The sequence below is a fragment of the Grimontia sp. SpTr1 genome (assembly GCF_947387585.1).
In the GTDB taxonomy this organism is placed as follows: Bacteria; Pseudomonadota; Gammaproteobacteria; order Enterobacterales; family Vibrionaceae; genus Enterovibrio; species Enterovibrio indicus.
Genome location: NZ_CANDOD010000020.1, coordinates 57,184 through 82,389 on the forward strand (window position 1 = coordinate 57,184; position 25,206 = coordinate 82,389).

A 25,206-nucleotide genomic window follows, 5' to 3' on the forward strand; every position below is an offset into this window, starting at 1 on the left:
CTGTTACTGCGTCCGGTTCAACAAGGCTTCAATGGCTTGCTGTTGACGTTTGCCCTGGCTGTTTTGAGGAATGGCGTCGACAAAGCGCCACTGTCGCGGGATGGCAATCGGCTCAAGCCACTCTCTGAGGCTTTGTCTCAACATCAGTTTAAATTTCCCAGCCCCTGTTTCAGCCAGCATCTTTTCACCTTCTGCAGACAATACTACTGCTGCGACAATGATTTGTCTTTCATCCTGCTGGTGGAGAATGCTGGCAGCATCCGTTATCCAATTGCTTTGGCAGAGTCGTTGTTCGATTTCCGGCAAAGAGACCCGCTTTTCTTCAATCTTTACCACGCGGTCAGCACGACCTTTCAGCAGGAGGGTATGGTTGTCATAAAGCTCGCACAAATCTGCAGTCTGATACCAATGTTCAGGGTCGATGTAAGGGGAAAGCAGTTGCAGGCAGCCCACATCATCCAATTGAGCGCAGATGCCACTGAACAGATGCCAGGGTGTGGTCTCAGTGGATTGCTGTCGAAAACCAACCCCGCCGGTTTCGGTGCTGCCATACACTTCGATGGGTAAGGCGCCGAGGCAAGACTGGCTGCTATGCGCCGCCGATATAGGAAGAGGCCCGCCGGAAGAAAATATCGCACGATATTGGCCGGATGAGGGTTCAATTATGCGTTTCAAGAGTGCAGGACTGCTGATCAAGACCGTCTGTTTATCTGCTTTGGCGACGACTTGTTCAGGGTAAACCAGATCGTGGTACTGGAAAGGACGCCCAGCTGAAAGTGGCCACAGCAGGCGGAACAGCAAACCATAAATATGCTGGTGCGATACGGTGCTTTGAATATGAGTGCCTTCGAGCTCTGCTCCCCATTGCGCTTCAAGCTGGTTGAGCTCTTCCTGAATCTGGAACAGTGATTTTTCTATCGCTTTCGGCTCGCCACTAGAACCTGATGTGTACAGTGTCAGCGCCAGACTATCAAAGGCTTCAAGTTTTAAACTAGACGTACTGTGCGTGTCTGACAGAGGCAGTGACACCGATGCGATGTCGGCAGGCGCTGCTACACGGCTGTCATGCAAGATGGCGTTGAAATGGATTGAAAGCTCGGTTAAAGCGCCTGTCTGTAAATTCCCCGGTAGAACCAGAGATTTTCCTGCATGAGCACAGGCAAAAAAGGCGGTGGCAAAGAGGTAGCTATCTTCAAAAGCCAGCGCCCACGTTTGCGCTGGAGATGCTTTCAATACTGAGGTGAGCTGTGCCACATCATCAGTAAATGCACCCCAGTTTTTTCTACCAACGTCACCCAGAGCGACGGTCAAATCCGAGTCGCGTTCTGACAGACAGAGGGATGATAAGGGCGTAAAACGATTCACGAAGCTCGCACCTTTTTCCTGACAATAAATTCGATACCAAAGAGTGCGCCGGCAGCGAGATAACTAAGTAAGCCGTTATATAACGTCCAGATCTCCAGCGACATCAGGCAGGTTAGCCAGGCGATTGCGCCGTTCACCAGAAAAAACAGACACCAGACTTTGGTGACGTTGCGGGTGTATTTCACGCCAGAAGCAGGCAAATCAGGCTCCTGAAGGCGGGCAACCTGTTCGATGATGCTCATTGGCTGGAAGAGGCTGGCGGCGAAGACGACAAACATGGTGGCGTTGACTGCGACAGGATAATAAAGAAACCAGTCATGTTGCTTGAAGACATAGCTGAGAGTAACCAGCAGAAGGCCAATGATTCCTGTCGTCGTCGCGACATGTCTCAGTGGGCTATTTCCCAGCACCTTGCTGGAAGTCATCCGAAGCAAGAACAGCACGCCAAGCAACAACGCAACAGGGCCAACTCCTCCGTGCGAAATCCCGGCGTAAACCGCCAAGGGATAAGCGAGCAGGAGAAGGCCTGCCAGTGCGCTGAACTTTCTCATTTTAAGCTGCTAGCAAGTCTGCAACGGCATCTACAACGTCTTGTACAGAGCGTACAGACTTAAACTCTTCCGGTCTAATTTTCTTGCCGGTGGTATTTTGCAGATGAACAACCAGATCCACAGCATCAATACTGTCTAGATCAAGCTCTTCGTAAAGTTTGGCTTCAGGAATAATGTCGGCAGGATCCAGCTCAAATAATTCCACCAGAGCGTCACGAACTTGTTCGAATATTTCTGCTTTATTTACTTCTGTCATTTTCTATTACGCTTTGTTGGCCGAAATGAACTTCGCTAGATTTGCCACTGAGGAAAAATGCTCGCGAGTATTGCTGTCATCGGCATCAATGACGACGTTGTAAGCTTTTTTAATTGCCAGTCCAAGCTCAAGTGCGTCAATGGAATCTAAACCTAGCCCTTCCCCAAAAAGTGGCGCATCGGTATCAATATCTTCAACCGTCAGATCTTCGAGATTGAGTGCCTCAATGATCAGCTGCTTTATTTCATTGTGTAATGTGTCCACTGTAGCCTTCTATGTTTGTTTGCTGTTCAATTTTATTATTGTGTGGGAATAATTCCCTTTTGAGTCGTCTATTGAGGCGACGGGCTGCCGTCGCTTCTGCAATATCTGAATCGGTAAATTCACTCGCCGCTATCTTACCCTTCACCTCAACATGAAAAAAGGGGCGTACGTCCGGAACTTGGTACCACTTTTTCTCTTTCGTGAGAAAGCTAGGTGTAACAGTAATATGCACCAAGCGGATGTCGGTCTGGGTGCGGACAGCAATTTGAGATGCGCCGCGTTGCAGTGAAGATTCAACACCTGGTGTGGTTCGGGTGCCTTCCGGGAAAATAAGCAGGACATTGCCGTCGCTGAGTCGTTCAGCGCAGCGCCCGAGCAAGTCATCCGGGCTGTTGTTGGGGATGTATCCTGCCGCTTTGACAATGCCTTTCATAAAAGGGTTGTGCCAGATAGCGGATTTGACCAGACAGTCACACTGTGGGAGCTGGGAAGTGATCAACACGTAGTCAATCAAACTAGGGTGGTTGGCGAGGATGATGCAGTTACTGTCTTCGCGAAGAATATCGCCACCGGTGATTTTGTAGTTAATCGCACCGGTGTATTTCATGGTTAGACAAAAAATGGTGAAGGTCTTTTGAATGATGCGTTGGACGCGGAGCTCTCTTTCTTTAGCGCTTTTCGCGCTGAACGTCATCAAAGGACAAACGATAAAGGTCAGGAATAGGCCACCTAGGCCGAACAGGCTGAAACAAAAGCCTGTTGCCAACACCCGCCACCATTTGCTGATTAATCGGAACATTCAAAATCTCCTACCTGCCAAGACCAGTGCTGACGGGCACTTCGCATCTCAAAGTCAGCGTTTCTACCCAGCCACTGACGATAGAACTCCAGCGCTTGTGGCAAGGATGTAATGTCTGTATCTGAGCCCGATGATGAGCGCTGAACCTGAATTTGATTACCGGCTTGGAGTATTATTCCAATCGCATAAGGTGCCGTTGTATAGGGTTCGAACTGGGCGTAAATATCGGGTAGTGGCGCGTCGAAATCGACCACCAACACTTTCTTATCTGGGTGTTGATTGAGGTAAATGAAGGCTTCGATCAAGGCATAGTGAAATCCGTCAGCACCGCCCGCGAGAGATGTGGCTGGGATAGGCTTTTTCGTCGCGATAGTGAATAAGCCTGCAGCGGTATTATGTACGGATTGCGAGAAAGCCGTGGGCGAAGCTGGCTCACCAGCCAGAATTTCCTGAAGCAACTGGACGGTTCTTTGAAGTTCACCATGACGGCTAGAAAAGACCGAATAGGCGATGTCCTCGTTAGCTGACAGTGTTGCCGCTACCTGCACCACAATTTTGCTCAGCGGGCTCATGCGACGTCGCATCATTGCAGGGATGGCACTGGCTACAGGTGCTGTGGCATCTTCAGGCCACTGACATTGAGCTTTCTGCCAAGCTGTCCAACTTTCAGGATTTTCTAATCCTGGTGACAAAGCATAAAGTCTCTGGATATTAAATTGAATACTGCTCATCGGTGGTGCTATAACATCCTTGATTATGTGGCTGATCAAGGTATTGAGTCCTTGAGCAGTGTTTAATACTTCACTTGGCAGGAAGTCAGAAGACGATCATATCGCAATGGCTACATCACGCAACCAAGGAATTAAAAACGAATAGGGAGTCAGTCGTGAACTTTAAAAAATATCTAGTTTTGTTGGCAATGGGTTTTGCTTTGGTGGGCTGTAATCGTGTTCAACCGATTAAAGAAGTGGTGAATGCTCCGGTTGCTTTCAATATCCCCGCTGCGTCAGTGAAACAGGCAATCATTGAATCAGGTATTGATCGTGGATGGATCATGACTGAAACCACCCCAGGCGTCATTCGTGGCGAATTATTCGTGCGTTCGCACCGCGCGGTTATCGATATTCCTTACAACGATAAAAGTTATTCCATCAATTATGTGGAATCAGAAAACCTGATGGAAAGCGGCGGTAAAATCCACCGTAATTACAACCGCTGGGTTAATAATTTAGATGTCGATATCCGCAAAAAACTGGCGGTATTGGCGGCAGCTTCCCAGTAAAAACGTTTAAGTAGTAGGTTAAAGAGTGAATTCATTTCAAGCGGATCCTTATAACGCTTTGAATGCAAAAACTGAGGCGCAAAAGTTAGCTTTTGCGCCTATTGTTTTTCATGCGGCGCGAACCTTGCGGGATCTCGGTGTTTTAGCGGCATTGGACGATGCAGGTTCTCAGGGTTTGAATGCGGCAGCGATTGCTGGAAAAACAGGTGTGTCTGAGTATGGCGTGAAGGTGTTGCTTGATATGGCCGTCAGTGCGCATATCGTGACGTGGCGATCGCCAAATTATGTGTTGGCGAATGTGGGGCATTTTCTGCTTTACGACGGAATGACCCGTGCCAATATGGATTTTACGGCGGACGTTTGTTATGCCGCGATGGCACATCTGACAGAGTCGATTGAGACGGGGAGCCCTGCAGGGCTTAAAGAGTTGGGCCAGTGGAGCTCGATCTATGAAGGCCTCTCAACCCTGCCGGACAAAGCCAAGGAAAGCTGGTTCCAGTTTGATCACTTCTATTCCGATCGCTCATTCCCTTTGCTGCTTGAAAAAGTGTTTACTTCCAAACCGAAGAAGCTATTCGATATCGGAGGCAACACCGGTAAATGGGCAACACAGTGCTGCAATTACGATGCAGACGTGGAAGTCACCATTATCGATCTGCCCCAGCAAATTGAAATGGCGCTGGAACAGGCCAAAGTAAATGGTCTGGAAGGGCGAATTAAAGGTCATCCATTCAATGCGCTGGATAACTCTCTTTCTCTGCCAGAAGGCGCAGACGTTTGGTGGATGAGTCAGTTCCTTGATTGTTTCTCGCCAATGGAAATCTTGAGTATTTTGCGCCGCGTCCGTCAGGCAATGTCTCCTGATGCAACGGTTTATATTCTGGAGCTTTTCTGGGATGCGCAGAAATACGAAGCAGCTTCATACAGTTTGAATGCCACCTCGCTGTACTTTACGTGTTTGGCGAACGGAAATAGCCGTTTCTACCGCTGTGAAGAGTTTTTGCAGATTGTCGAAGAAGCTGGTTTTGAGGTTGCAGAGCAAACTGACAATATCGGCTTGGGGCATACCCTGTTAACATTGAAAGCCCGTCTTTAACGGCGAATGTCGTTACCGTTTTGAAAAGTTGAAAGGAGTCCATTTCTTGAAGTTGGAAACCACTCAAGTAGCAATTATTGGCGCAGGCCCATCCGGGGCAATTGCTGCTGCGCTGCTGAACCAGAAAGGCATTGATGTACTGGTGCTTGAGAAAACGACATTCCCCCGATTCTCTATTGGTGAAAGTCTGCTGCCTGCCTGCATGGAGTCTATCCGCGCGGCGGGCATGTTGGATGCCGTCAACGAAGCGGGTTTTCAGTTTAAAAACGGTGCGGCGTTCAATCGCGAAGGACGCTACATCAGCTTTGATTTTACTGACAAGTTCTCACCGGGCGCAGGCACAACCTATCAGGTTCAACGTGCGGTGTTCGACAAAGTGCTGGCTGATGACGCAGAAAGGCAAGGCGTGACCATTCGCTATCAACACGAGATTGAAGCGGTGGATGTGAATGCTGACAAGCCGGTTCTTTATGTAAAAGACGCGCAGGGTGAACCCTATCAGCTTCAGGCGGATTTTATACTTGATGCGAGCGGTTTTGGTCGTGTGTTGCCAAGGCTGCTTGAACTTGAGAGTCCGTCATGCCTTCCGCCACGACAGGCGATTTTTACCCATATTGTCGACAACATTGATGCTGCTGAATATGACAGAGACAAGATTCTGATCTCTGTGCATCCTGATAATCATGATGTCTGGTATTGGCTGATCCCATTCAGCAACGGCACTTGCTCTTTCGGCATTGTTGGTGAACCGGACTTCTTTGCGAATTATCCCGATGACCACATAGCGGCTGTCAAACAACTGGCGAGTGAAGAACCTTGGCTCGCGCAATTACTCGCGAATGCAGAATATCCCAACCAGCCGGGTATGATTGGTGGCTATTCTGCGAATGTGAGCACGCTGGCTACAGACAAGTTTGCGCTGCTCGGTAATGCGGGTGAGTTTCTTGACCCGGTATTTTCTTCCGGCGTGACCATTGCGATGAAATCTGCTGAACTTGCCGTCAATTCTCTGAGTCGTCAGCTATCTGGTGAAAAAGTGGATTGGCTGAACGAGTACGAGAAACCACTTTTGCGCGGTGTCGATACTTTCCGCTGCTACGTGGAAGGTTGGTATAAGGGCACATTGCAGGATGTGATTTTCTACCCAAGCCCGGATCCGAAAATCAAACGCATGGTATGTTCAATTCTGGCGGGCTATGCATGGGACACCGACAACCCGTATGTGGATGAGCCAGTGAGAAGGCTCGATACCCTAGCGAAAATCTGCGCCGAGGCATAAGACGCAGGATCAACAGGTAAAGAAAAGGCGGGAAACCCCGCCTTTTTCGTTTCTGTCAGACAGTCTCATCCAGATAATGGGGCGATTGCTCCCGAATGTTCTGAATCTCATCTAACAATTCAAAAAGCTCTGGCTCGATGTCTTCGGTCGTTGCGCCTTTTTTAAGCTGGGTTTCCAGTTCATGACAAAGGTTTTTGAGCCTTGGTACACCGCTGTAGGCGCAGCTGCCATGGAGTTTGTGGATCACAGCGCTCAAGTCGGCTTTGCTGTCTTTCAGCGCCAGATTGACTTTCTCTTCGACCTCATCAAAAGAACGCACCAGCATCTGCAGCATTTCTCTGGCGAGATCCTCTTTGCCTGCTGCCTGCTTCATTGCCAAAGACCAGTCAATGCTGAGGGTGTCGCCCAGCTTATTTGGCGTGATCAGTGGCGAATTGGGCTGAACTTCACCGCTATGCGGATGCGTCCAGTGGTGCAGCACCTGCTCGAGAATATGCTCTTCAATCGGCTTGGTCAGGTAGTCGTCCATCCCTTCGTTTAGCAAGCGTTCGCGCTCGCCTGTCATGGCATGGGCAGTCACAGCTACCACAGGCGTGTGTTGATTGAGCGGTGTTTTGCGTATTTCCTGACAAGCCGTCACACCGTCCATTTCCGGCATTTGGATATCCATCAGGATGAGGTCGAAATGTTGCTTCTGTGCGCAGTCGAGAGCGGCTTTACCATCGGATGCGGTAAACACAGTGGTTACGCGCTCTTTCAACAAAGCGGTGATGAGTTTGAGGTTGGCTGGGTTGTCATCCACTGCCATGACCGTCAGTGGCGCTTTGTCGGTGTGCACTTCAACCGCTGGCGGCAGTAAGGCAAGGGATTGCTGTTCACCCTGCAATTGCTCGATTAGTTTTCGCACAGACAGCGGCTTGGCGAGGCAAGCCGCTACACCGGAAGCGAGCAGGGCTTCTGACAGCGCAAGCTCTGTCGTCGGCAAACAGAAAATGACGCGCTCACTGAAGGCTTCTGCGCGTTTTGCCTGTGCAATCAGCGCATCGCTTTCCGGCACATCGACGGCATCAACACAAATCAGTACAGAGGACACACGCTCAGACGTTTCAGGCAATTCAGCGAAATCGCTCAATGCGATGTCGAAATGCGCCAGACGTTCACGCATCATCAAACGGCTTTCATGGTCAGGTTCAATCAGCATCAGTGATTGCCCTTGCAGGGCGTCGGTGTCGATAGGGTGCACCAGCGGCAGATCAGTTTGGATAAGGGACATGGTGAACCAGAAGGTTGATCCCTGATGCAAACGGCTGGAAAACCCAATATCGCCGCCCATTTGCTGCACCAGTTTCTGGGTGATCACCAGACCCAGGCCGGTACCACCATATCGACGGCTGATGCTGGCATCTGCCTGTCGGAAAGCCTGAAACAGCTGCGATTGCTGACGCTCAGAAATGCCTATACCTGTATCACGGATAACAAACTGAAGTTCAAGGCGTTCGTCGCGCTGCTGCTTGAGCTCTACACTGACGCTGATATGACCGCGCTCAGTAAACTTAGTGGCGTTACCAATCAGGTTAGTGAGCACTTGCTGGATGCGAAGCGGGTCGCCAATTACACCAGCGGGAATGCGAGGGTCGATTCGAAGATTGAGCTCCAGGCCTTTTTCGTGCGCCATAGGGGCAAGCAGGCGCATCACTTCTTCCAGTGAATCTTCAAAATCAAACGGGATGTTTTCCAGCAGTAGTTTACCGGCTTCCAGTTTCGAGAAATCCAGAATGTCATTGATGATGGTCAGCAGATTGTTGGCCGATTTTTCAATGGTCTGCAGATAATCCTGTTGGCTGCTGGAAAGCTGGGTTTTCAGCATCTGACGGGTAAAGCCAATGACACCATTCAGTGGTGTTCTGAGCTCATGCGACATGTTGGCAAGGAACTCTGATTTCACCCGCGCCGCTTCCTGCGCGTTTTTCTTGGCGATATCGAGTTCAACGTTCTGGATTTCTAACTGCTCCAAAGTTTCGCGTAAATCCGAAGTCGCCTGATCGATGCTTTGCTGCATCTCCAGGTGATATTCCGACAGCGAAATCGCCATCGCGTTGATCCCGTTTTTCAGGGTATCTAACTCACCGAGTAATTTGCCTTCAATCCGAACATCGAGATGCCCGCGACGGATTCTGTCGATCATGCTTATCATCTGTTTGATCGGCATTTCGACATCAAGCAGCAGGCGATAGGCGAAGAAACAAGAAAGGATCAGGCCGAGAATCAACACCACGCCAGCGGAGATGATCTCTTGATATTGCTTGAGCTTCACCGTGGAAAGGTCCATCTCCATGGTGATGTAGCCAATTGGCTGCTCCTGTACCAGTGGGTTGTTAAAACTTGCTATTGCTCGGATGGGCGCGCGGAGTAACAGAGCATCTTTCAGGTGGATGACTTCCAGTCGCTCAGGTAAGGGTTGCCCACGGGGCACCGCCAGCAAGTCGAGGTTGCGGTGATAGTTGGAGGTGACAAAAAGATCGTTCTGGCTGGAGAACACTGCAATGCTTCGGATGTATTCACTGTGCTGACGGTGCGTGTGACCAATCAGTCGCCGCACATTTTCCCGGCTTTCATTGGCAAGGCCGATTTCACTGGCGATTGCCAAGGGTTCGATAATCGCTTGCCCGGCTACTGCGAGTTGCTGCTCCAGTTCCTGATAGCGGTTTTTGATAAAATAGGCGCTCAGCAATATGCCGATGATAAGCGTCGGGGCAAGGGTTAGGGTGATTACTCTGGCGCGAAGTCCGTATTTGGTCATGCTGTCTATTCTGTGGGAGAATTGCCGTCATTTTTCAGACATACCGTGAGTTAAATAGTTTAACCTCACGCAGTAAGTCTACACCAAAGCTGATGGCGAGAATTCAGCAGGTTATCACAACTGTCTGACCGCCAATATTCGAATCTATGCACAGACTGTTAGTGCGGTTGGTTGCAAAAGCTGGAACATATGTCATGGCGCGTTTTTTTAAGCCACAGAAGAAAAAGACTCTTGATACCAAGCACAAGGCGATGACTATCGCCCGTCTCGACCATCAGGGGGATGGTGTGGCGTTTGACGGCAAAAAGCCGGTGTTTGTTGCTGGCGCTTTACCGGGTGAAGAGGTATTGCTGCAGCTTACGGAAGATAAACGTCAGTTTGCACGTGCTCGTCTTATCAAAGTCACCAAACCGAGTGCTGAACGCATCAAACCATTTTGCCAGCATTACGGTACTTGCGGTGGCTGTAATCTCCAGCACCTGGGCCATAATGCTCAGATTGAAGCTAAGCAGGAAACGCTGTCCCAGTTGATGAAGAAATTTGCGTCAGCGGAGCTTGAGCAAGACGCGCCGGTGGTTTCTAAGGAAAAATGCTACCGTCGTCGTGCACGCCTGAGTGTCAAAGTGAGCAAAAGTGGCGAGCTTGAAATGGGTTTCCGTCAACGCAGCGCCAATGACATTGTGACCGTCACAGACTGTCCGGTGCTTGATGCGGAGTTGAATGCGCTATTGCCGGATGTTTATACCTTGCTGGATGGTCTTCGTGGCCGTCGTATCATTGGTCATATTGAACTGGTGGCCTCCAATCAAGGTCGAGTGCTTCTGGTTCGAGCCATTAAGCCGTTGCATGACGATGATCAGGCAACGCTGAAAGGCTTTGCAGAACAACACGGCTTGATTTACTACCTGCAACAAGCCGATGAGGCAGTACAGCGTGTCCTCGGTGAGCAGCCCAATTACACACTTGGCGAGCTGACGCTGGCCTTTGAGCCGCAGGACTTTATTCAGGTCAATGCGGATATCAATGAAAAGATGATTGCGCAGGCGCTGGATTGGCTGTCATTAACAGAAGACGATGCGGTGCTCGATCTTTTCTGTGGCCTGGGCAACTTCAGTTTACCGCTGGCTGCGAAGGTAAAAACCGTCGTCGGTATCGAAGGTGTGGAAGAGATGGTGCAGCGCGCATCAGACAATGCGATGCGTAATCAGCAAGGCAATGCGAGTTTCTATCATGCGAATCTGGAACTGGATGCAGCTGAAACTGTCTGGGGACGTGAAAGCTACAACAAAATTTTGCTTGATCCAGCACGTGCTGGTGCTTTAGGGGTTATGCCTTATGTGGCACAATCTGGAGCTGAGCGGGTAGTGTATGTTTCCTGCAACCCGGCGACCTTGGCACGTGACAGTCAGGTGCTTTTGGAAAGCGGGTATCAATTGGTTAGGTTGGGCATGTTGGACATGTTCCCACATACAGGGCACTTGGAGTCGATGGCGCTGTTTGTCAAAGATTGAGTCGCCCACCGGGCAAGCATGATGGTTGCCCGTTTAAGGATAAGAAAAACAGGATAGTGAAATGGTCGCAATTCGTGGCGCGCACCTAAACGACAATAAAGAATTTGTGCTTGAACGCTGGGTGGAAGGTCTTGCCCAGGAGGCTGCCGTATCTCAGGCTTTAACCAAAGCCTATCACCATTGCCAGACGCTGGGCGATGAGCAAAAGCTCGCGCAGCCTCTCTGGTGTGGTCGGGAGATGATTGAAATCCTTGTCACCCTCAGTATGGACAAGGAAACCTTGTTGGCCGCGTTGCTCTTTCCTATGGTGGAATATGACGTGCTCAGCAATGAGTTGCTCAAAGAGCACTACGGAAACAATATCGCCAAGCTGGTGGAAGGGGTTCAGGAAATGGCGGCGATTCGCCATCTGAACGCCAACAATGAAGAAGCGACGGCTGCGCAGGTGGATAATGTGCGCCGTATGTTGCTCTCCATGGTGGATGATTTCCGTTGTGTGGTCATCAAACTGGCTGAACGCATTACTTACCTGCGTGAAGTGAAAAACGAGTCTGACGAAGTGCGTCAGGCTGTTGCGAAAGAGTGTGCAAATATCTATGCACCGCTTGCTAACCGCTTAGGTATCGGTCAGCTCAAGTGGGAAATCGAAGATTACGCGTTCCGTTACCAGCATTCGCTGACCTACAAACAAATTGCCAAACAACTGGCAGAACGCCGTATTGACCGTGAGCAGTACATCGACACCTTTGTGTCCGATCTGCAAAGCGCGATGGAAAACTCCAACATCAACGCGCAGGTCTATGGCCGTCCGAAACACATCTATAGCATCTGGCGTAAGATGCAGAAAAAAGGTTTGGAGTTTGATGAGCTGTTTGATGTGCGTGCTGTGCGCATCATAGCTGATCAGCTTCAGGACTGTTATGCCGCGCTGGGTGCCGTTCACACCAAATATCGCCATCTGCCGAAAGAGTTCGATGACTACGTGGCGAACCCGAAACCAAATGGTTACCAATCGATTCACACTGTCGTATTGGGACCTGAAGGCAAAACGGTAGAAATCCAAATCCGTACCAAGCAGATGCACGATGATGCAGAGCTTGGCGTCGCGGCGCACTGGAAATACAAAGAAGGTTCTTCCGCTGGCCGGAGCGGTTACGATGAGAAGATTACCTGGCTGCGTAAACTGCTGGCTTGGCAAGAAGAGATGTCTGATTCCGGCGAAATGCTGGATGAACTTCGTAGCCAGGTATTTGATGACCGCGTCTATGCCTTTACACCAAAAGGTGATGTGGTTGACCTGCCAATCGGCGCGACACCTTTGGATTTCGCTTACCACATCCACTCTGAAGTGGGTCACCGTTGTATCGGGGCCAAAGTGGAAGGGCGTATCGTACCGTTCACCTATCACCTCAACATGGGCGATCAGGTCGAAATCATCACCCAGAAAGAGCCAAACCCTTCCCGTGATTGGCTGAACCCAAGCCTTGGCTTTGTGACGTCAGGCCGTGCACGCGCCAAGATTAATGCTTGGTTCCGTAAGCAAGCACGAGAGAAGAACGTCGAGGCAGGTAAAGAAATTCTCGATGCTGAACTCGCGAAGATTGGTGCCGCGAGCAAAGATGCCACTCTCGCCATGAAGCGCTTCAATGTTAACAGCCTTGATGAAGTTTACGCGGGCGTTGGTAGCGGTGATTTGCGCATCAACCAGGTAGTGAATTACATCAACTCTGTGGTCAACAAACTGACCAAAGAACAGGAAGATGAGCAGCTTCGCGCCAAGCTGGAGCAGGCTGAAACGCAGACCACAACCAAACGACCACGCCGAGATGCCGTTGTCGTTGAAGGTGTGGACAACCTGATGACCCACCTTGCGCGATGCTGTCAGCCAATTCCTGGTGACGAAATCGAAGGCTACGTAACGCAAGGTCGCGGTATTTCAGTGCACCGCGCAGACTGTGAGCAATTGGCTGAACTTCGCCATCATGCACCGGAGCGCCTTATCGAGACGGTGTGGGGCGGCGGTTATATCGGCAACTATCAAATCACAGTGCGTGTTTCTGCATCCGAGCGAAGTGGTTTGATTAAAGATCTCACCAATGTCTTGCTGAATGAAAAAGCGAAAGTTTCAGGCATGCAAAGCCGGGTCGATTATAAGCAGCAAATGTCTATCATGGACTTTGATTTAGAGCTGAGTGACCTTGAAGTGCTGAGCCGGGTGATCTCCCGCTTGGAGCAAGTCAAAGACGTGCATGAAGCCAAACGGCTTCGCTAACAATATTCAATTTGTATAAAGGGAAAGCGCTGCTTTCCCTTTTCTTTTGGGCGGGTAACAGATGAAAAAAATGTCGCGAATGCAAGAATTGCTGGAAATTATGGCTACCCTCAGGGACCCGCAAAACGGCTGCGATTGGGACAAGAAGCAAACCTTCGATTCCATAATTCCTTACACCATCGAAGAAACTTTTGAAGCAGTGGATGCGATTGAACGTCAGGAATGGGCAGATGTTCGCGATGAGCTGGGCGATCTGCTGTTTCAGATTGTGTTCTATAGTCAACTCGGAAAAGAGCAGGGCCTGTTTGAATTTGAAGACATTGCCGGTGCCATCTGCGACAAGCTGGTGCGTCGTCATCCTCATGTTTTTGGTGAAAAGGATGCCGATGGTAACCCGCTGGAGCAAGCGGACTGGGAAGGCATAAAAGCGCAGGAACGTGCCGCCAAAGCCAAACCAGATGCAGAGCTCAGTATTTTGGATGATGTACCAACCTCACTTCCAGCATTGGGCCGTGCAGCAAAATTGCAGAAGCGTTGCGCGCGTTTCGGCTTTGATTGGGACTCGGTAGGCCCTGTTGCCGAAAAAGTGCAGGAAGAGCTTGATGAGGTGATGGAAGAAGCCTTGATGGTGGATGTCGACCAAGAACGCGTCGATGAAGAAGTCGGCGATTTACTTTTTGCCGCGGTCAATCTTGCCCGCCACCTTGGCACTAATCCGGAAATGGCACTTCGAAAAGCGAATATGAAATTCGAAAGTCGCTTTCGTAAAATTGAAATGAAATTACGTAATAATGGTAAAAATTTGCAGGAAACTGAGCCAGATGAGCTTGAAAATCTGTGGCAAGAAGTAAAGCGTGACGAGGGCAACAAATCGACGTAAATCACTCAATTGATTTACGACAAAAAAAAACGGCGTTCTGTGTGATAGTTTTCACGTTGTGGGAAGTTTCTGGCTCTGGTAATATGTCGTCCCGTCCAGATTTCCAATAATTTCCCCTAAATCCAACTCTCAGGTTTAGCATGACAACGAATTACATTTTTGTTACGGGCGGGGTGGTTTCCTCCCTAGGTAAGGGTATTGCAGCAGCGTCATTGGCGGCAATTCTAGAAGCACGTGGTCTTAAAGTGACCATGATGAAGCTTGACCCTTACATCAACGTGGACCCGGGCACCATGAGCCCAACCCAGCACGGTGAAGTATTCGTTACGGAAGACGGTGCCGAGACTGACCTGGATTTGGGTCACTATGAGCGTTTCATCCGTACCAAGATGACCAAACGCAACAACTTTACGTCAGGCCGTGTATACGCTGACGTACTGCGCAAAGAGCGCCGCGGCGACTACCTGGGTGCGACCATTCAGGTTATTCCACACATCACCAACTCTATTAAAGAACGCGTGCTTGCCGGTGGCGAAGGTCACGACGTTGCTATCGTTGAAGTCGGTGGCACCGTAGGTGATATCGAATCACTGCCGTTCCTTGAAGCTATCCGTCAATTGGCGGTAGAACTGGGTCGCGAGCGTGCGATGTTCATGCACCTGACGCTGGTTCCTTACCTGGCAGCAGCCGGTGAAGTGAAAACCAAACCAACCCAACACTCAGTGAAAGAACTGCTGTCGATCGGTATTCAGCCAGACATTCTGGTTTGCCGTAGTGATCGTGTGATTCCTGCGAACGAGCGCTCTAAGATTGCGCTGTTCTGTAACGTGCAGGAAAAAGCAGTGATTTCGATGAAGGACGTAGATTCCATCTACAAGATCCCTTCACTGATCCGTTCTCAAGGTCTTGATGACCTGATTTGTACCCGTTTCGGCATCACAGCGCCAGAAGCTGACCTGTCTGAATGGGAACAAGTTATTTTTGAAGAAGCGAACCCAACCGGTGAAGTCACTATCGGTATGGTTGGCAAATACATCGAACTGCCAGACGCATACAAGTCTGTAAACGAAGCACTGAAACACGGTGGCCTGAAAAACCGTCTGACTGTGAACATCAAGTATGTTGACTCTCAAGACGTAGAAACGAAAGGCGACGAAGCACTGCAAGGTCTGGACGCGATTCTTGTTCCAGGTGGCTTTGGTGACCGTGGTGTGGAAGGCAAGATTCTGGCAGCGAAATACGCTCGCGAAAACAAAGTGCCATACCTTGGCATCTGTCTGGGCATGCAGGTTGCGCTGATCGAATACGCGCGTAACGTTGCAGGCATGGAAGGCGCGAACTCTACTGAATTCGACAAGGGCAGCAAGTTCCCTGTTGTTGGCCTGATCACCGAGTGGGTGGATGGCGAAGGTAAAGTTGAAGAGCGTACTGAAAAATCAGATTTGGGCGGCACCATGCGTCTTGGCGCGCAGCTGTGTCACCTGAAAGAAGGTACTAAAGCACGTGATCTGTACGGTAACGCGACGATTCATGAGCGTCACCGTCACCGTTATGAAGTGAACAACGTGCTGCGTCCGCAGATTGAAGAAGCGGGCCTGGTTGTATCTGGCCTGTCTGCGGATAAAAAGCTGGTTGAAATCATCGAAAACCCTGCGCACCCATGGTTTGTGGCGTGCCAGTTCCACCCTGAATTTACTTCTACTCCACGCGATGGCCACCCTCTGTTTGAAGGCTTCGTGGCAGCGGCAGGTAAAAATCAGCGTGGTGAGCTGTAACTGAAAAAAGGAAGCGGTCGCGAAGGTTGTGCGGCCGCTTTTCGCATTCTTAAGCTATTGACATACGAGAGGAAACACAATGTCTAAGATCGTTAAAGTTCTGGGCCGTGAAATCATTGACTCACGCGGTAACCCAACTGTAGAAGCAGAAGTTCACCTGGAAGGTGGTTTCGTAGGTATGGCAGCTGCTCCATCTGGTGCATCTACCGGTTCTCGCGAAGCACTGGAACTGCGTGACGGCGACAAAGCACGTTTCCTGGGTAAAGGCGTTCTGAAAGCAGTTGATGCAGTAAACGGCGCAATTGCTAACGCTCTGGAAGGTAAAGACGCGAAAAACCAAGCAGAAATCGACCAGATCATGATCGACCTGGACGGTACTGAGAACAAATCTAAGTTCGGTGCAAACGCAATCCTGGCTGTTTCTCTGGCGAACGCAAAAGCAGCAGCTGCTGCGAAAGGCATGCCACTGTACGAGCACATTGCTGAGCTGAACGGCACTGCTGGCGTATTCTCTATGCCTCTGCCAATGATGAACATCATCAACGGTGGTGAGCACGCAGACAACAACGTTGACATCCAAGAGTTCATGATTCAGCCAGTTGGCGCTGCAACTCTGAAAGAAGCAGTTCGCATGGGTGCGGAAGTATTCCACAACCTGGCGAAAGTACTTAAGTCTAAAGGCTACAACACTGCAGTTGGTGACGAAGGTGGTTTCGCGCCTAACCTGAAATCTAACGCAGAAGCACTGGAAGTTATCGCAGAAGCAGTTGCAGCAGCTGGCTACGAGCTGGGCAAAGACATCACTCTGGCGATGGACTGTGCAGCATCTGAGTTCTTCGACAAAGAAGCTGGCATCTACAACATGAAAGGCGAAGGCAAAACCTTCACTTCAGAAGAGTTCAACCACTACCTGGCTGGCCTGGTAGATCAGTTCCCAATCGTTTCTATCGAAGACGGTCTGGACGAGTCTGATTGGGATGGCTTCAAGCACCAAACAGAACTGCTGGGCGGCAAAATCCAGCTGGTTGGTGACGACCTGTTCGTAACTAACACTAAGATCCTGGCTCAAGGTATCGAGAAAGGCGTAGCTAACTCTATCCTGATCAAGTTCAACCAGATCGGTTCTCTGACTGAAACTCTGGCTGCAATCAAGATGGCTAAAGACGCAGGCTACACTGCTGTTATCTCTCACCGTTCAGGTGAAACTGAAGACGCAACTATCGCTGACCTGGCGGTAGGTACTGCGGCTGGCCAAATCAAGACTGGTTCTATGAGCCGTTCTGACCGTGTTGCTAAGTACAACCAACTGATTCGTATCGAAGAAGCACTGGCTGGCAAAGCACCTTACAACGGTCTGAAAGAAGTTAAAGGCCAAGCGTAATCGCTTATCCTTAACGGATTTAGATTGAAGACGGCGCCGAAAGGCGCCGTTTTTTTATGTGGTTAGGAAGGAAGGTCCTAGGAGAAGAGCAGATCCTAGTGCCTAGGAAGAGCAGGATCGGGAAAATGAAAATGCGTTTTGTCGTTTCACAATGGTATGAATGCTATTTCTAGGTCCTTAAATAAATCTACTTCTTCGCTAGTTTTGGCAAATCACCTGTCAGCCCAAGTGCCTGCTTAATAAACTGGGTTTTGATACCTGGGAGTGTGGCGGCTGCCATTAGACCAATACCACGAATGAGTTTCTTCGCCGGGTTTTCGCCCGCAAACAAATCCCGGAACCCTTGCATTGCCGCAATCATTTGCGCGGCTTCAGCTTTACGCCAGCGTTCGAAAGCGCGGAGGTTGGTTTTCTCACCAATGTCTTTGCCTTCATCACTTAAGCGGATCAGCTCTTGTGCCAGCGTCGCGGCATCTAAAAGTCCCAGGTTTACGCCTTGACCTGCCAGCGGATGAATGGTGTGTGCGGCATCGCCAATCAGGGCGACGCGCTCGATCACGAAATCCCTCGCGTAACGCATCTTCAAAGGGAAAGCTGCACGTTCACCCTCAACCGAGCAAAGGCCGAGGCGAAGGTCGAAAGCAGCGCTCAGGGCTTTGTTGAATTCGTCTTCAGGCATGGAGCAACGTGCATCGGCATTTTCCGGTGATTGCGACCAAACGATCGAACTTAGGTTAGGATCAGACAGCGGCAGGAAAGCGAGCGGGCCATCCGGAGTGAAAATCTGACGTGCGACACCATCATGTGGCTCTTCGGTCCGAATATTGGCGACCAGTGCACTATGTCCATAATCCCAATGGGTTAATGGAATCGATAGCTGGTTGCGTACCCAGGAGTTTGCACCATCAGCACCGACCACGAGTTTTGCGGTAATGGCACTGCCCGACTCAAGGGTTAGCCAGGCTTCTGTTTCACCAAACATCATGTTGGCGCAGCGGTCTGGGCAGAATAGGGTGACATTCTGTTGTTGCTTTACGCGCTCAAACAGTGCCAGCTGAATAACGCGGTTTTCAACGATGTAACCGAGGTTGGGTTGACCCAAGTCCATTGCATCGAAATCAATCGCGGCGAAGCTGTCTTGTTCCCATACCGACATTTTTTGATATGGACTTGAGCGTCGGGATTGAATGCCTTCCCACGCGCCGACGTTTTTCAGAATACGCTCACTGGCGCGGCTCAACGCAGAAACGCGAAGGTCGGGCAAGGGAGAGAGTTCTGGCTCCGGCATTTTGCCTTCGATGATCGCGATGCGAAGATCGCTATCTGCCAGTGCAGCAGCGAGTGTCAGGCCAACCATGCCACCGCCGATAATGGCGATGTCTACATTTGTCATTTTCATTATCGTTCTACCAAGCCCATTGCACGTTGCAGCAATGGAGCTTTCAATTCGCTAAAGACCGACATCGCTGCCAGCCCCAGATTTCGTCCCAGAATCAGTGGTGCAGTGGTGTTGGAGAAGCCGTGAACCAAACCTGATGTCATGGCGACTGTGGTATCGCGGTCTGGTTCGCGTCGTGCGAGGTATGATTGGAGCACAGGCATTTGACCGCAATCTTTGCCATCAGCGTGTGATTTGGCGATTTCTTCAGCCAGCGATACTACATCGCGAAGGCCAAGGTTAAAGCCTTGTCCGGCAATCGGATGAAGCGTTTGTGCCGCATTCCCGACTACAGCAAAGCGGTGACTGGTAAGACGGGTTGCCTGACGCAGAATCAACGGATAGCTGCCACGCTGACCAACATGCAGCAGTCTTCCCAAACGCCACCCGAAAGCCTGTTGTAGTGCTTGTGCAAACTCATCGTCAGACATGGAAAGCATCGTAGGTGCTTCGTGAGGTTTGACGCACCATACCAATGAGCTTCTGCCTTCAGACATCGGCAACAAGGCGACAGGGCCGGTTTCGGTAAAACGTTCGAAGGCACGGCCTTGATGAGCGAGTTCTGTGGTGACATTCGCAATCAGCGCAACCTGTTCAAAGTCATGCTCATGGCGTTCAATCCCCACCATATCGCAGCAGGAAGATAGCGCGCCGTCTGCGGCAACAACCAGTTTGGCTGTCAGCGCTTTTCCATCATTGAGCGTCAAAGTGACGCTGTCGATTTCGCGCTTGATATCAGTGACAAAGGCCGGACAAAACAGCGAGATATTTTGGGCTTTCCCCAAAGCCTGATGAAAAACGCGTCCGGCGTCGGCAAGCTCAATCACATTGCCGAGGTAATCCAGACCTTCATCGCGGGCATTCATCTCTGTTAGGCCGAAGTGGCCACGGTCGGAAACATGGATTTTGCTGATCGGAGTGGCAAAGGGTGACAAGGTTTTCCACACGCCGATGTTATCGAGCAACTGGCAGCTACCATAGGAAAGGGCAATGCTTCGGGCATCATAGCCAGGGTGGCTGTTGTCCGGAATGGCGGCTTCCACCACCGCCACGGACAAGCCTGCCTGTGTCAGCTGCTCAATGGCCAATGCCAAAGTGGCACCTGCCATTGCGCCACCGGCAATGACGACATCAAAATTTTGTGTTGATGGCTCAGCATCCATTCTGCGTCAGTCTCCGACAGTGTTCTGTTAGTGCAGGGTTGGTTTTTCTTCGGTCTGCGGCTTGATGCCAAGCTCGGCATGCAGCGTCATGGCACAGACACGGACGTGCTCGATGACTTGTTCGAAAAGCAATGCCTGCTCTTCCATATCATCGTCTTCATCAATGCCAAGCTGTGCAATTTCTGTCAGGTCTGCCAGCACTTCTTTCGAGTCGTCAGACAGTTTGCCTGCAGTGATACCGACTAAACCAATACCTGCGATAAAAGCACTTACCCACTCAGACAGCGCATCACCGCGATCAAGCAAGGATTCACTTTCATCCGGCAACAGCACTTCGAAATCCATCTGACCACCGGTGAGCTGTTGGCTCGCCAGGCCAACGCTGGTTGCCGCCAGTGTTTTTGATTCATGTGGCCAGCCTGCACCATCATTGGTGTAGTCATAAAGCATCGGCATCCAGTTACCCAGCTCAGGGTCTAGTCCACCGCACAACATTCCCGCCAGAAGGCCATGCATTTCTGCTGGCGTTACGGCCAGAGAGTCAGCACGAAGCGTGGAAACCATGTTGCTGTATTCAGGTAAAGTTACTTGGGTCACGGGGTCACCTTGGGTACCGAAATTGTCTTGTCCGTATACTACCAGTTAGTCCTAAGTCACTGAACCTCTCTTCACGATAGAAGAAAGCAAAAGCGAGAATCAGGTTCACGATAGCTCTGATTTTCATCACATTGACGACTTTTCGTCTGCTTAGTCCGTCGAGAGACAATACGCGATAGGATAGACTTGAAGTTTAATCTGCCATTTTCTATAGTTTGCGCCCGTGACGTCAGGGTGCGACACCGCGCTTTGAAGGGAGCTCAGAAAAGAATATGACTACGCAAGCTGTTGAAATTCAGATCCTTGGCAAAATAATGCGTGTTAACTGTCCGGCAGGTCAGGAACAAGCGCTGAAAGAAGCGGCAGACGACTTTGATCAACGGTTGCACGAATTGTCTGAGCGCACTAAAGTAACGAATACAGAGCAACTGCTCACTATCGCGGCCCTGAATATCTGCTACGAATTGCGTGCAGAAAGACAGCAAAACACCGACGATAAGAATGATATGGAACAGCGAATTGTGCTGTTGCAGCAAACGATTGAAGAGGCGTTGTTAAAACACAGCGCGTCGAAGGAAGCATAAGCCTTCCGAACCAGTTTGACCCTGGAGTGTGCGTCAGCGGATCCGCGTCCCTGAGCCGATAAGCACATCTAAGGGTGGGATGTTACATGCTTTTGAGCAAGCTCGGCTTGTACCGAGAAGCCTACGGTATGTTCTTCTCATCCGCCTTGAACCGCAGGGTTCAAGGGCAAAAGATCCCAACGGCACTCCGGGGCCAATCCCCATTAGCTTTGCGGCAAGGACAGCCGATGCAAGCGAACACTTCTTCTCTTCGCAATGAACTGCGAAAAGCGACCCGAGCCAAAAGGCAATCCCTGACCGATGACGAGCAGCGTCATGCGGCGACAAACCTTTCTTCCCATTTTCAGCAAGCTGACAGCATCCTCAACGCTCAGCGAATTGCGCTTTATTTGTCAGTAGATGGTGAGCTGGATACCCAGCCTCTGATTGAGCATTGCTGGCGAGAGGGGAAAGATGTTTATTTGCCGGTGATTCATCCTTTCAGCAAAGGGCATTTGCTGTTCCTGCACTATCATCCTAAGTCCACCTTGGTACCAAACCGCTACGGTATTCTAGAGCCGAAGCTTAGCGTGCTTGATGTATTGCCTGCACAGCAACTTGATGCGATTTGTACACCACTTGTGGCGTTCGATAAAAGCGGGCAGCGCCTGGGTATGGGCGGCGGGTATTACGATCGCACACTGGCACCTTGGTATGAATCAGGACGGGGAGCAAAACCCGTTGGTATCGCTCATGATTGCCAGCAGGTTGATGACCTTCCTGTTGAAGCGTGGGACGTGCCTTTACCAGAGATTTTGACGCCATCTAGGCATTGGAAGTGGGCGATCTAACCTGATCTGTATCGATCCCGAATAACGGGATCTGCGTTTATAAAAATCTGCCCGCTCCAAAATCAGATCTGTATAATCGGCGTCGCGAATTACCCCTATTTACCCAGGAGATCCTCATGACTCAGGATGAAATGAAAAAAGCGGCTGGTTGGGCTGCGTTGGAATACGTGACCAAAGGCAGCATCGTTGGTGTTGGCACTGGATCCACCGTTAATCACTTCATCGATGCCCTCGAAACCATGAAAGAGCAAATCAAAGGTGCAGTGTCGAGTTCAGTTGCATCGACCGAGCGTCTGGAGAAGATTGGCATTCCGGTCTTTGATGCAAACGAAGTGGCGAGTCTGGACATTTATGTTGATGGTGCGGATGAGATAAATCCAAACAACGAAATGATCAAAGGCGGTGGTGCTGCACTGACGCGAGAAAAAATCGTTGCGGCGATCTCCGAGAAATTTATCTGTATCATCGACGACAGCAAGAAAGTGGATGTGATGGGTCAATTCCCTCTGCCAGTGGAAGTGATCCCGATGGCACGTTCTTACGTGGCACGTGAACTGGTTAAGCTGGGCGGCGATCCTTGCTACCGCGAAGGTTGCATCACCGATAACGGCAACGTGATTCTGGACGTGCATAACCTGCAGATCACCAATGCCAAAGAACTGGAAGACAAGATCAACGCGATTGCGGGCGTAGTGACTGTCGGCCTGTTTGCAAACCGTGGCGCAGATGTAGTGCTGGAAGGTACTGCAAACGGTGTAGTAAAAAGCTAAAAACAGTTAAGCGTTAATGGGTTAACACTTCAGTTTTTTTGAAGCAAAAGCCAAACGTTTGCGTATAAGTAACTCAATAAGTTAGCGGTGCCTTCATGGCGCCGTTTTTTTTCGCGCTTATTACGTAATATTCTTACCCATGCAAATAAATTTTTGTTACCTTAGTCACTAATTGTACAAGGCCGACATAATCCTATCAAAAAGCGGCCTTTGACGTCTGGAAGACGGAAACCGAATTTAACGACAGGTTTTTTTTTAAGGATGAGAACTGCAATGGCTAAAGTGTCGCTTGAAAAAGACAAAATAAAGATCCTTCTCCTTGAAGGTGTTCACCCAACTGCACTGGAAGTTCTTCAGGGTGCAGGGTACAGCAATATTGAATATCACAAAGGCTCTCTAGCCGGTGAAGAGCTTGAAGCGGCAATTGCTGACGCGCATTTCGTGGGCATTCGTTCCCGCACCCAACTGACTGAGAAAGTGTTTGCGAAAGCGCAAAAACTGGTAGCAGTGGGTTGTTTCTGTATTGGCACCAACCAGGTTGACCTGACTGCGGCAGCGAAGCGCGGTATCCCAGTATTTAACGCACCTTTCTCAAACACCCGTAGTGTTGCCGAACTGGTTCTTGGCGAGATTCTTCTTCTGCTTCGTGGCATTCCAGCGAAGAACGCTATGGCTCACCGCGGTGAGTGGATGAAGTCAGCGGACCGTTCGTTCGAAGCACGTGGCAAAAACCTGGGTATCATTGGTTACGGTCACATCGGTACCCAACTGGGTATTCTGGCGGAAAACCTGGGTATGCGTGTTTTCTTCTACGACATTGAAAACAAGCTTTCACTGGGTAATGCGACGCAAGTGGCGTCAATGTCAGAGCTTCTGAACAAGAGTGACGTGATCACCCTTCACGTGCCGGAAACCGACTCAACCCAAGACATGATGGGTAGCGAAGAGTTTGCGCGCATGAAGCCGGGCGCGATCTTCATCAACGCCGCGCGCGGTACAGTGGTTGATATCGATGCGCTGTGTGGCGCATTGGAAAGCGGTCACATTGGCGGTGCGGCAGTAGACGTATTCCCAACAGAGCCGAAAACCAACAGCGACCCATTTACTTCTCCGCTGCAAGCGTTTGATAACGTGATCCTGACACCACACATCGGTGGTTCAACTCAGGAAGCACAGGAAAATATCGGCATCGAAGTGGCTGGTAAGATGGTGAAGTACTCAGACAATGGTTCAACCCTGTCTTCTGTGAACTTCCCAGAAGTATCGTTGCCTGAGCACACTGGCACGTCGCGCCTGCTGCACATTCACCAGAACAAGCCAGGTATCCTGACCAAAATCAATACCATCTTCGCAGAAGAAAGTATCAACATTGCTGGTCAGTACCTGCAAACCAATTCCGAGTACGGTTACGTTGTGATCGACGTCGAAACCGAGCACTCTGAAAAAGCATTGGAGAAACTCAAAGCGATCGAAGGTACCCTTCGCGCTCGTATACTCCATTGATTGACGATTTGTTCCCCCTAACAAATGTCTATCCCAGAAAGGAAAATGGCCGCAATAGCGGCCATTTTTCTATTTATGGTTTGCTAACGACAGGCATTTATTCCCCTAACGCATAAACCACTTCCACCTGATCACGGATAGTGATTTCTGCGTCATCGTAGCTTGATGCAACACTGGACGCCTCTGCCATTCGCATCATGGTTGGGCGAACCGGCGTCGATGTCATGTAGCGGATTTCCCAAACGCCTGCGAGTGTTTCACCAAAGCCTTTTGCCAATGACTCTGCTTTAGCTTTTGCATCGGCAATGGCTGCCATGCGCGCTTTTTCTTTGAGCTCAGCTTCTTTACTCGAAGAAAAGCTGATGCCATTCACGCGATTGAGGCCATCGGCCAATGCGCCATCCAGCACACGGTTAAGCCGGGACAGATCACTCACGGTCACCGTCACGTTTCGTGTGGCGCGGTAGCCGTTCAATTTTGGCTCGCTGTTTTTCGGATAACTGTACTGAGGCTGAAGGTTAAGATTGGCGCTTTCGATATCTTTACGCGCAATCCCCATTTTCTCCAATCGTTCCAAAAGCGTAGCCACCGCGTCATCAGATGCCTTTTTGGCAGCTTGGGCAGACGTGCGGGTAAGTGAGACGGCAACGTCCACGGTGGCGGTGTCCGGCTGGGCGACAACTTCACCAACTCCCATGGTTTCCAGATGCGGGAAATCCGGTGTAGCGGCAGAAACAAACGGTGAAGACAGTGCGATGGCTGCACCAACTAACGAAGCAATAAGGTGTTTTTTCATGGTCTGGGTTCCAT

General features: G+C 50.3%; 23 protein-coding genes and 1 other RNA gene. 13 read left to right on the forward strand and 11 right to left on the reverse strand.

The features are described from left to right. Positions 1-3: 3 nt before the first annotated feature. The 6 genes from QL223_RS22140 to QL223_RS22165 are packed head-to-tail and all read right to left on the reverse strand — an operon-like array spanning position 4 to position 3,966. A complete protein-coding gene (locus QL223_RS22140) occupies positions 4-1,365 on the reverse strand; it encodes an AMP-binding protein (protein ID WP_281545991.1) in 1,362 nt (453 codons plus the stop codon). Continuing rightward, positions 1,362-1,916, reverse strand: a complete 555-nt coding sequence (locus QL223_RS22145) for a hypothetical protein (RefSeq protein ID WP_281545992.1) — start codon at positions 1,914-1,916, stop codon at positions 1,362-1,364. The genes QL223_RS22140 and QL223_RS22145 overlap by 4 nt, the downstream gene beginning before the upstream one ends. 1 nt (position 1,917) lies before the next feature. Further along, on the reverse strand, positions 1,918-2,172 hold the full coding sequence (locus tag QL223_RS22150; RefSeq protein ID WP_281545993.1) for an acyl carrier protein: 255 nt from the start codon (positions 2,170-2,172) through the stop codon (positions 1,918-1,920). Positions 2,173-2,178: 6 nt separating this feature from the next. Next, on the reverse strand, positions 2,179-2,436 hold the full coding sequence (locus QL223_RS22155; RefSeq protein WP_002537546.1) for a phosphopantetheine-binding protein: 258 nt from the start codon (positions 2,434-2,436) through the stop codon (positions 2,179-2,181). Continuing rightward, positions 2,417-3,235 carry a lysophospholipid acyltransferase family protein gene (locus tag QL223_RS22160; protein WP_281545994.1) on the reverse strand — a complete coding sequence of 273 codons (819 nt, stop codon included), beginning with the start codon at positions 3,233-3,235 and terminating at the stop codon, positions 2,417-2,419. Before QL223_RS22160 ends, QL223_RS22155 begins: the two co-directional genes overlap by 20 nt. After that, a complete protein-coding gene (locus QL223_RS22165) occupies positions 3,223-3,966 on the reverse strand; it encodes a beta-ketoacyl synthase chain length factor (RefSeq protein ID WP_281545995.1) in 744 nt (247 codons plus the stop codon). The genes QL223_RS22160 and QL223_RS22165 overlap by 13 nt, the downstream gene beginning before the upstream one ends. Before the next feature lie 188 nt (positions 3,967-4,154). On the opposite strand from QL223_RS22165, the gene QL223_RS22170 reads away from it, so the two are divergent. From QL223_RS22170 to QL223_RS22180, 3 genes are read left to right on the forward strand one after another with little or no spacing between them, the layout of a single operon-like run. Continuing rightward, positions 4,155-4,517, forward strand: coding sequence for a hypothetical protein (locus QL223_RS22170; RefSeq protein ID WP_046303768.1), 363 nt, complete (start codon positions 4,155-4,157; stop codon positions 4,515-4,517). Between the two features lie 25 nt (positions 4,518-4,542). Next, a complete protein-coding gene (locus QL223_RS22175) occupies positions 4,543-5,613 on the forward strand; it encodes a methyltransferase (RefSeq protein WP_002537552.1) in 1,071 nt (356 codons plus the stop codon). Between the two features lie 46 nt (positions 5,614-5,659). Continuing rightward, complete coding sequence (locus QL223_RS22180) at positions 5,660-6,892, forward strand: NAD(P)/FAD-dependent oxidoreductase (protein ID WP_281545996.1); 1,233 nt, start codon at positions 5,660-5,662, stop codon at positions 6,890-6,892. Positions 6,893-6,947: 55 nt separating this feature from the next. On the opposite strand, the gene barA is transcribed toward QL223_RS22180, so the two are convergent. After that, a complete protein-coding gene (gene barA, locus QL223_RS22185; RefSeq protein WP_281545997.1) occupies positions 6,948-9,692 on the reverse strand; it encodes a two-component sensor histidine kinase BarA in 2,745 nt (914 codons plus the stop codon). A gap of 194 nt (positions 9,693-9,886) precedes the next feature. On the opposite strand from barA, the gene rlmD reads away from it, so the two are divergent. The 5 genes from rlmD to eno all read left to right on the forward strand — a co-directional run bounded on the left by rlmD (position 9,887) and on the right by eno (position 17,511). Continuing rightward, a complete protein-coding gene (rlmD, locus tag QL223_RS22190) occupies positions 9,887-11,203 on the forward strand; it encodes a 23S rRNA (uracil(1939)-C(5))-methyltransferase RlmD (RefSeq protein WP_281545998.1) in 1,317 nt (438 codons plus the stop codon). Between the two features lie 61 nt (positions 11,204-11,264). Further along, the gene (gene relA / locus QL223_RS22195; protein ID WP_281545999.1) at positions 11,265-13,475 is read left to right on the forward strand and encodes a GTP diphosphokinase; all 2,211 of its coding nucleotides are present in this window, start codon (positions 11,265-11,267) and stop codon (positions 13,473-13,475) included. Positions 13,476-13,536: 61 nt separating this feature from the next. Further along, a complete protein-coding gene (gene mazG / locus QL223_RS22200) occupies positions 13,537-14,355 on the forward strand; it encodes a nucleoside triphosphate pyrophosphohydrolase (protein ID WP_281546000.1) in 819 nt (272 codons plus the stop codon). Positions 14,356-14,495: 140 nt separating this feature from the next. Then, positions 14,496-16,130: a CTP synthase gene (locus QL223_RS22205; protein ID WP_281546001.1), complete on the forward strand. Its 1,635-nt coding sequence runs from the start codon at positions 14,496-14,498 to the stop codon at positions 16,128-16,130. Between the two features lie 79 nt (positions 16,131-16,209). Further along, positions 16,210-17,511: a phosphopyruvate hydratase gene (eno, locus tag QL223_RS22210; protein WP_002537562.1), complete on the forward strand. Its 1,302-nt coding sequence runs from the start codon at positions 16,210-16,212 to the stop codon at positions 17,509-17,511. A 187-nt stretch (positions 17,512-17,698) separates the two neighbouring features. On the opposite strand, the gene QL223_RS22215 is transcribed toward eno, so the two are convergent. Genes QL223_RS22215 through QL223_RS22225 form a run of 3 tightly spaced genes read right to left on the reverse strand, consistent with a single transcriptional unit; the run spans position 17,699 to position 20,709 of the window. Next, a complete protein-coding gene (locus tag QL223_RS22215) occupies positions 17,699-18,910 on the reverse strand; it encodes an FAD-dependent 2-octaprenylphenol hydroxylase (protein WP_281546002.1) in 1,212 nt (403 codons plus the stop codon). Then, complete coding sequence (ubiH, locus tag QL223_RS22220; protein ID WP_281546003.1) at positions 18,910-20,112, reverse strand: 2-octaprenyl-6-methoxyphenyl hydroxylase; 1,203 nt, start codon at positions 20,110-20,112, stop codon at positions 18,910-18,912. The genes QL223_RS22215 and ubiH overlap by 1 nt, the downstream gene beginning before the upstream one ends. A 27-nt stretch (positions 20,113-20,139) precedes the next feature. Next, positions 20,140-20,709 carry a YecA family protein gene (locus tag QL223_RS22225; protein ID WP_002537567.1) on the reverse strand — a complete coding sequence of 190 codons (570 nt, stop codon included), beginning with the start codon at positions 20,707-20,709 and terminating at the stop codon, positions 20,140-20,142. Between the two features lie 272 nt (positions 20,710-20,981). Between QL223_RS22225 and zapA the strand changes: the two genes are divergently transcribed. The 5 genes from zapA to serA all read left to right on the forward strand — a co-directional run bounded on the left by zapA (position 20,982) and on the right by serA (position 24,396). After that, positions 20,982-21,293 (forward strand): cell division protein ZapA, encoded by a 312-nt coding sequence (gene zapA, locus QL223_RS22230; protein ID WP_002537568.1) that lies wholly within the window; start codon positions 20,982-20,984, stop codon positions 21,291-21,293. A 15-nt stretch (positions 21,294-21,308) separates the two neighbouring features. Beyond that, positions 21,309-21,491: non-coding RNA, 6S RNA (gene ssrS / locus QL223_RS22235), on the forward strand. Positions 21,492-21,520: 29 nt separating this feature from the next. Beyond that, entirely contained in the window at positions 21,521-22,123 is a 603-nt protein-coding gene (locus QL223_RS22240) for a 5-formyltetrahydrofolate cyclo-ligase (RefSeq protein ID WP_046303739.1), read from the forward strand. A gap of 116 nt (positions 22,124-22,239) precedes the next feature. Continuing rightward, entirely contained in the window at positions 22,240-22,893 is a 654-nt protein-coding gene (gene rpiA, locus QL223_RS22245) for a ribose-5-phosphate isomerase RpiA (protein ID WP_002537571.1), read from the forward strand. A 273-nt stretch (positions 22,894-23,166) separates the two neighbouring features. Continuing rightward, positions 23,167-24,396 carry a phosphoglycerate dehydrogenase gene (serA, locus tag QL223_RS22250; protein WP_002537572.1) on the forward strand — a complete coding sequence of 410 codons (1,230 nt, stop codon included), beginning with the start codon at positions 23,167-23,169 and terminating at the stop codon, positions 24,394-24,396. A 97-nt stretch (positions 24,397-24,493) separates the two neighbouring features. Here serA and QL223_RS22255 read toward each other — a convergent pair whose 3' ends face one another. Next, the gene (locus tag QL223_RS22255) at positions 24,494-25,192 is read right to left on the reverse strand and encodes an oxidative stress defense protein (protein WP_046303737.1); all 699 of its coding nucleotides are present in this window, start codon (positions 25,190-25,192) and stop codon (positions 24,494-24,496) included. Between the last annotated feature and the right edge of the window lie 14 nt (positions 25,193-25,206).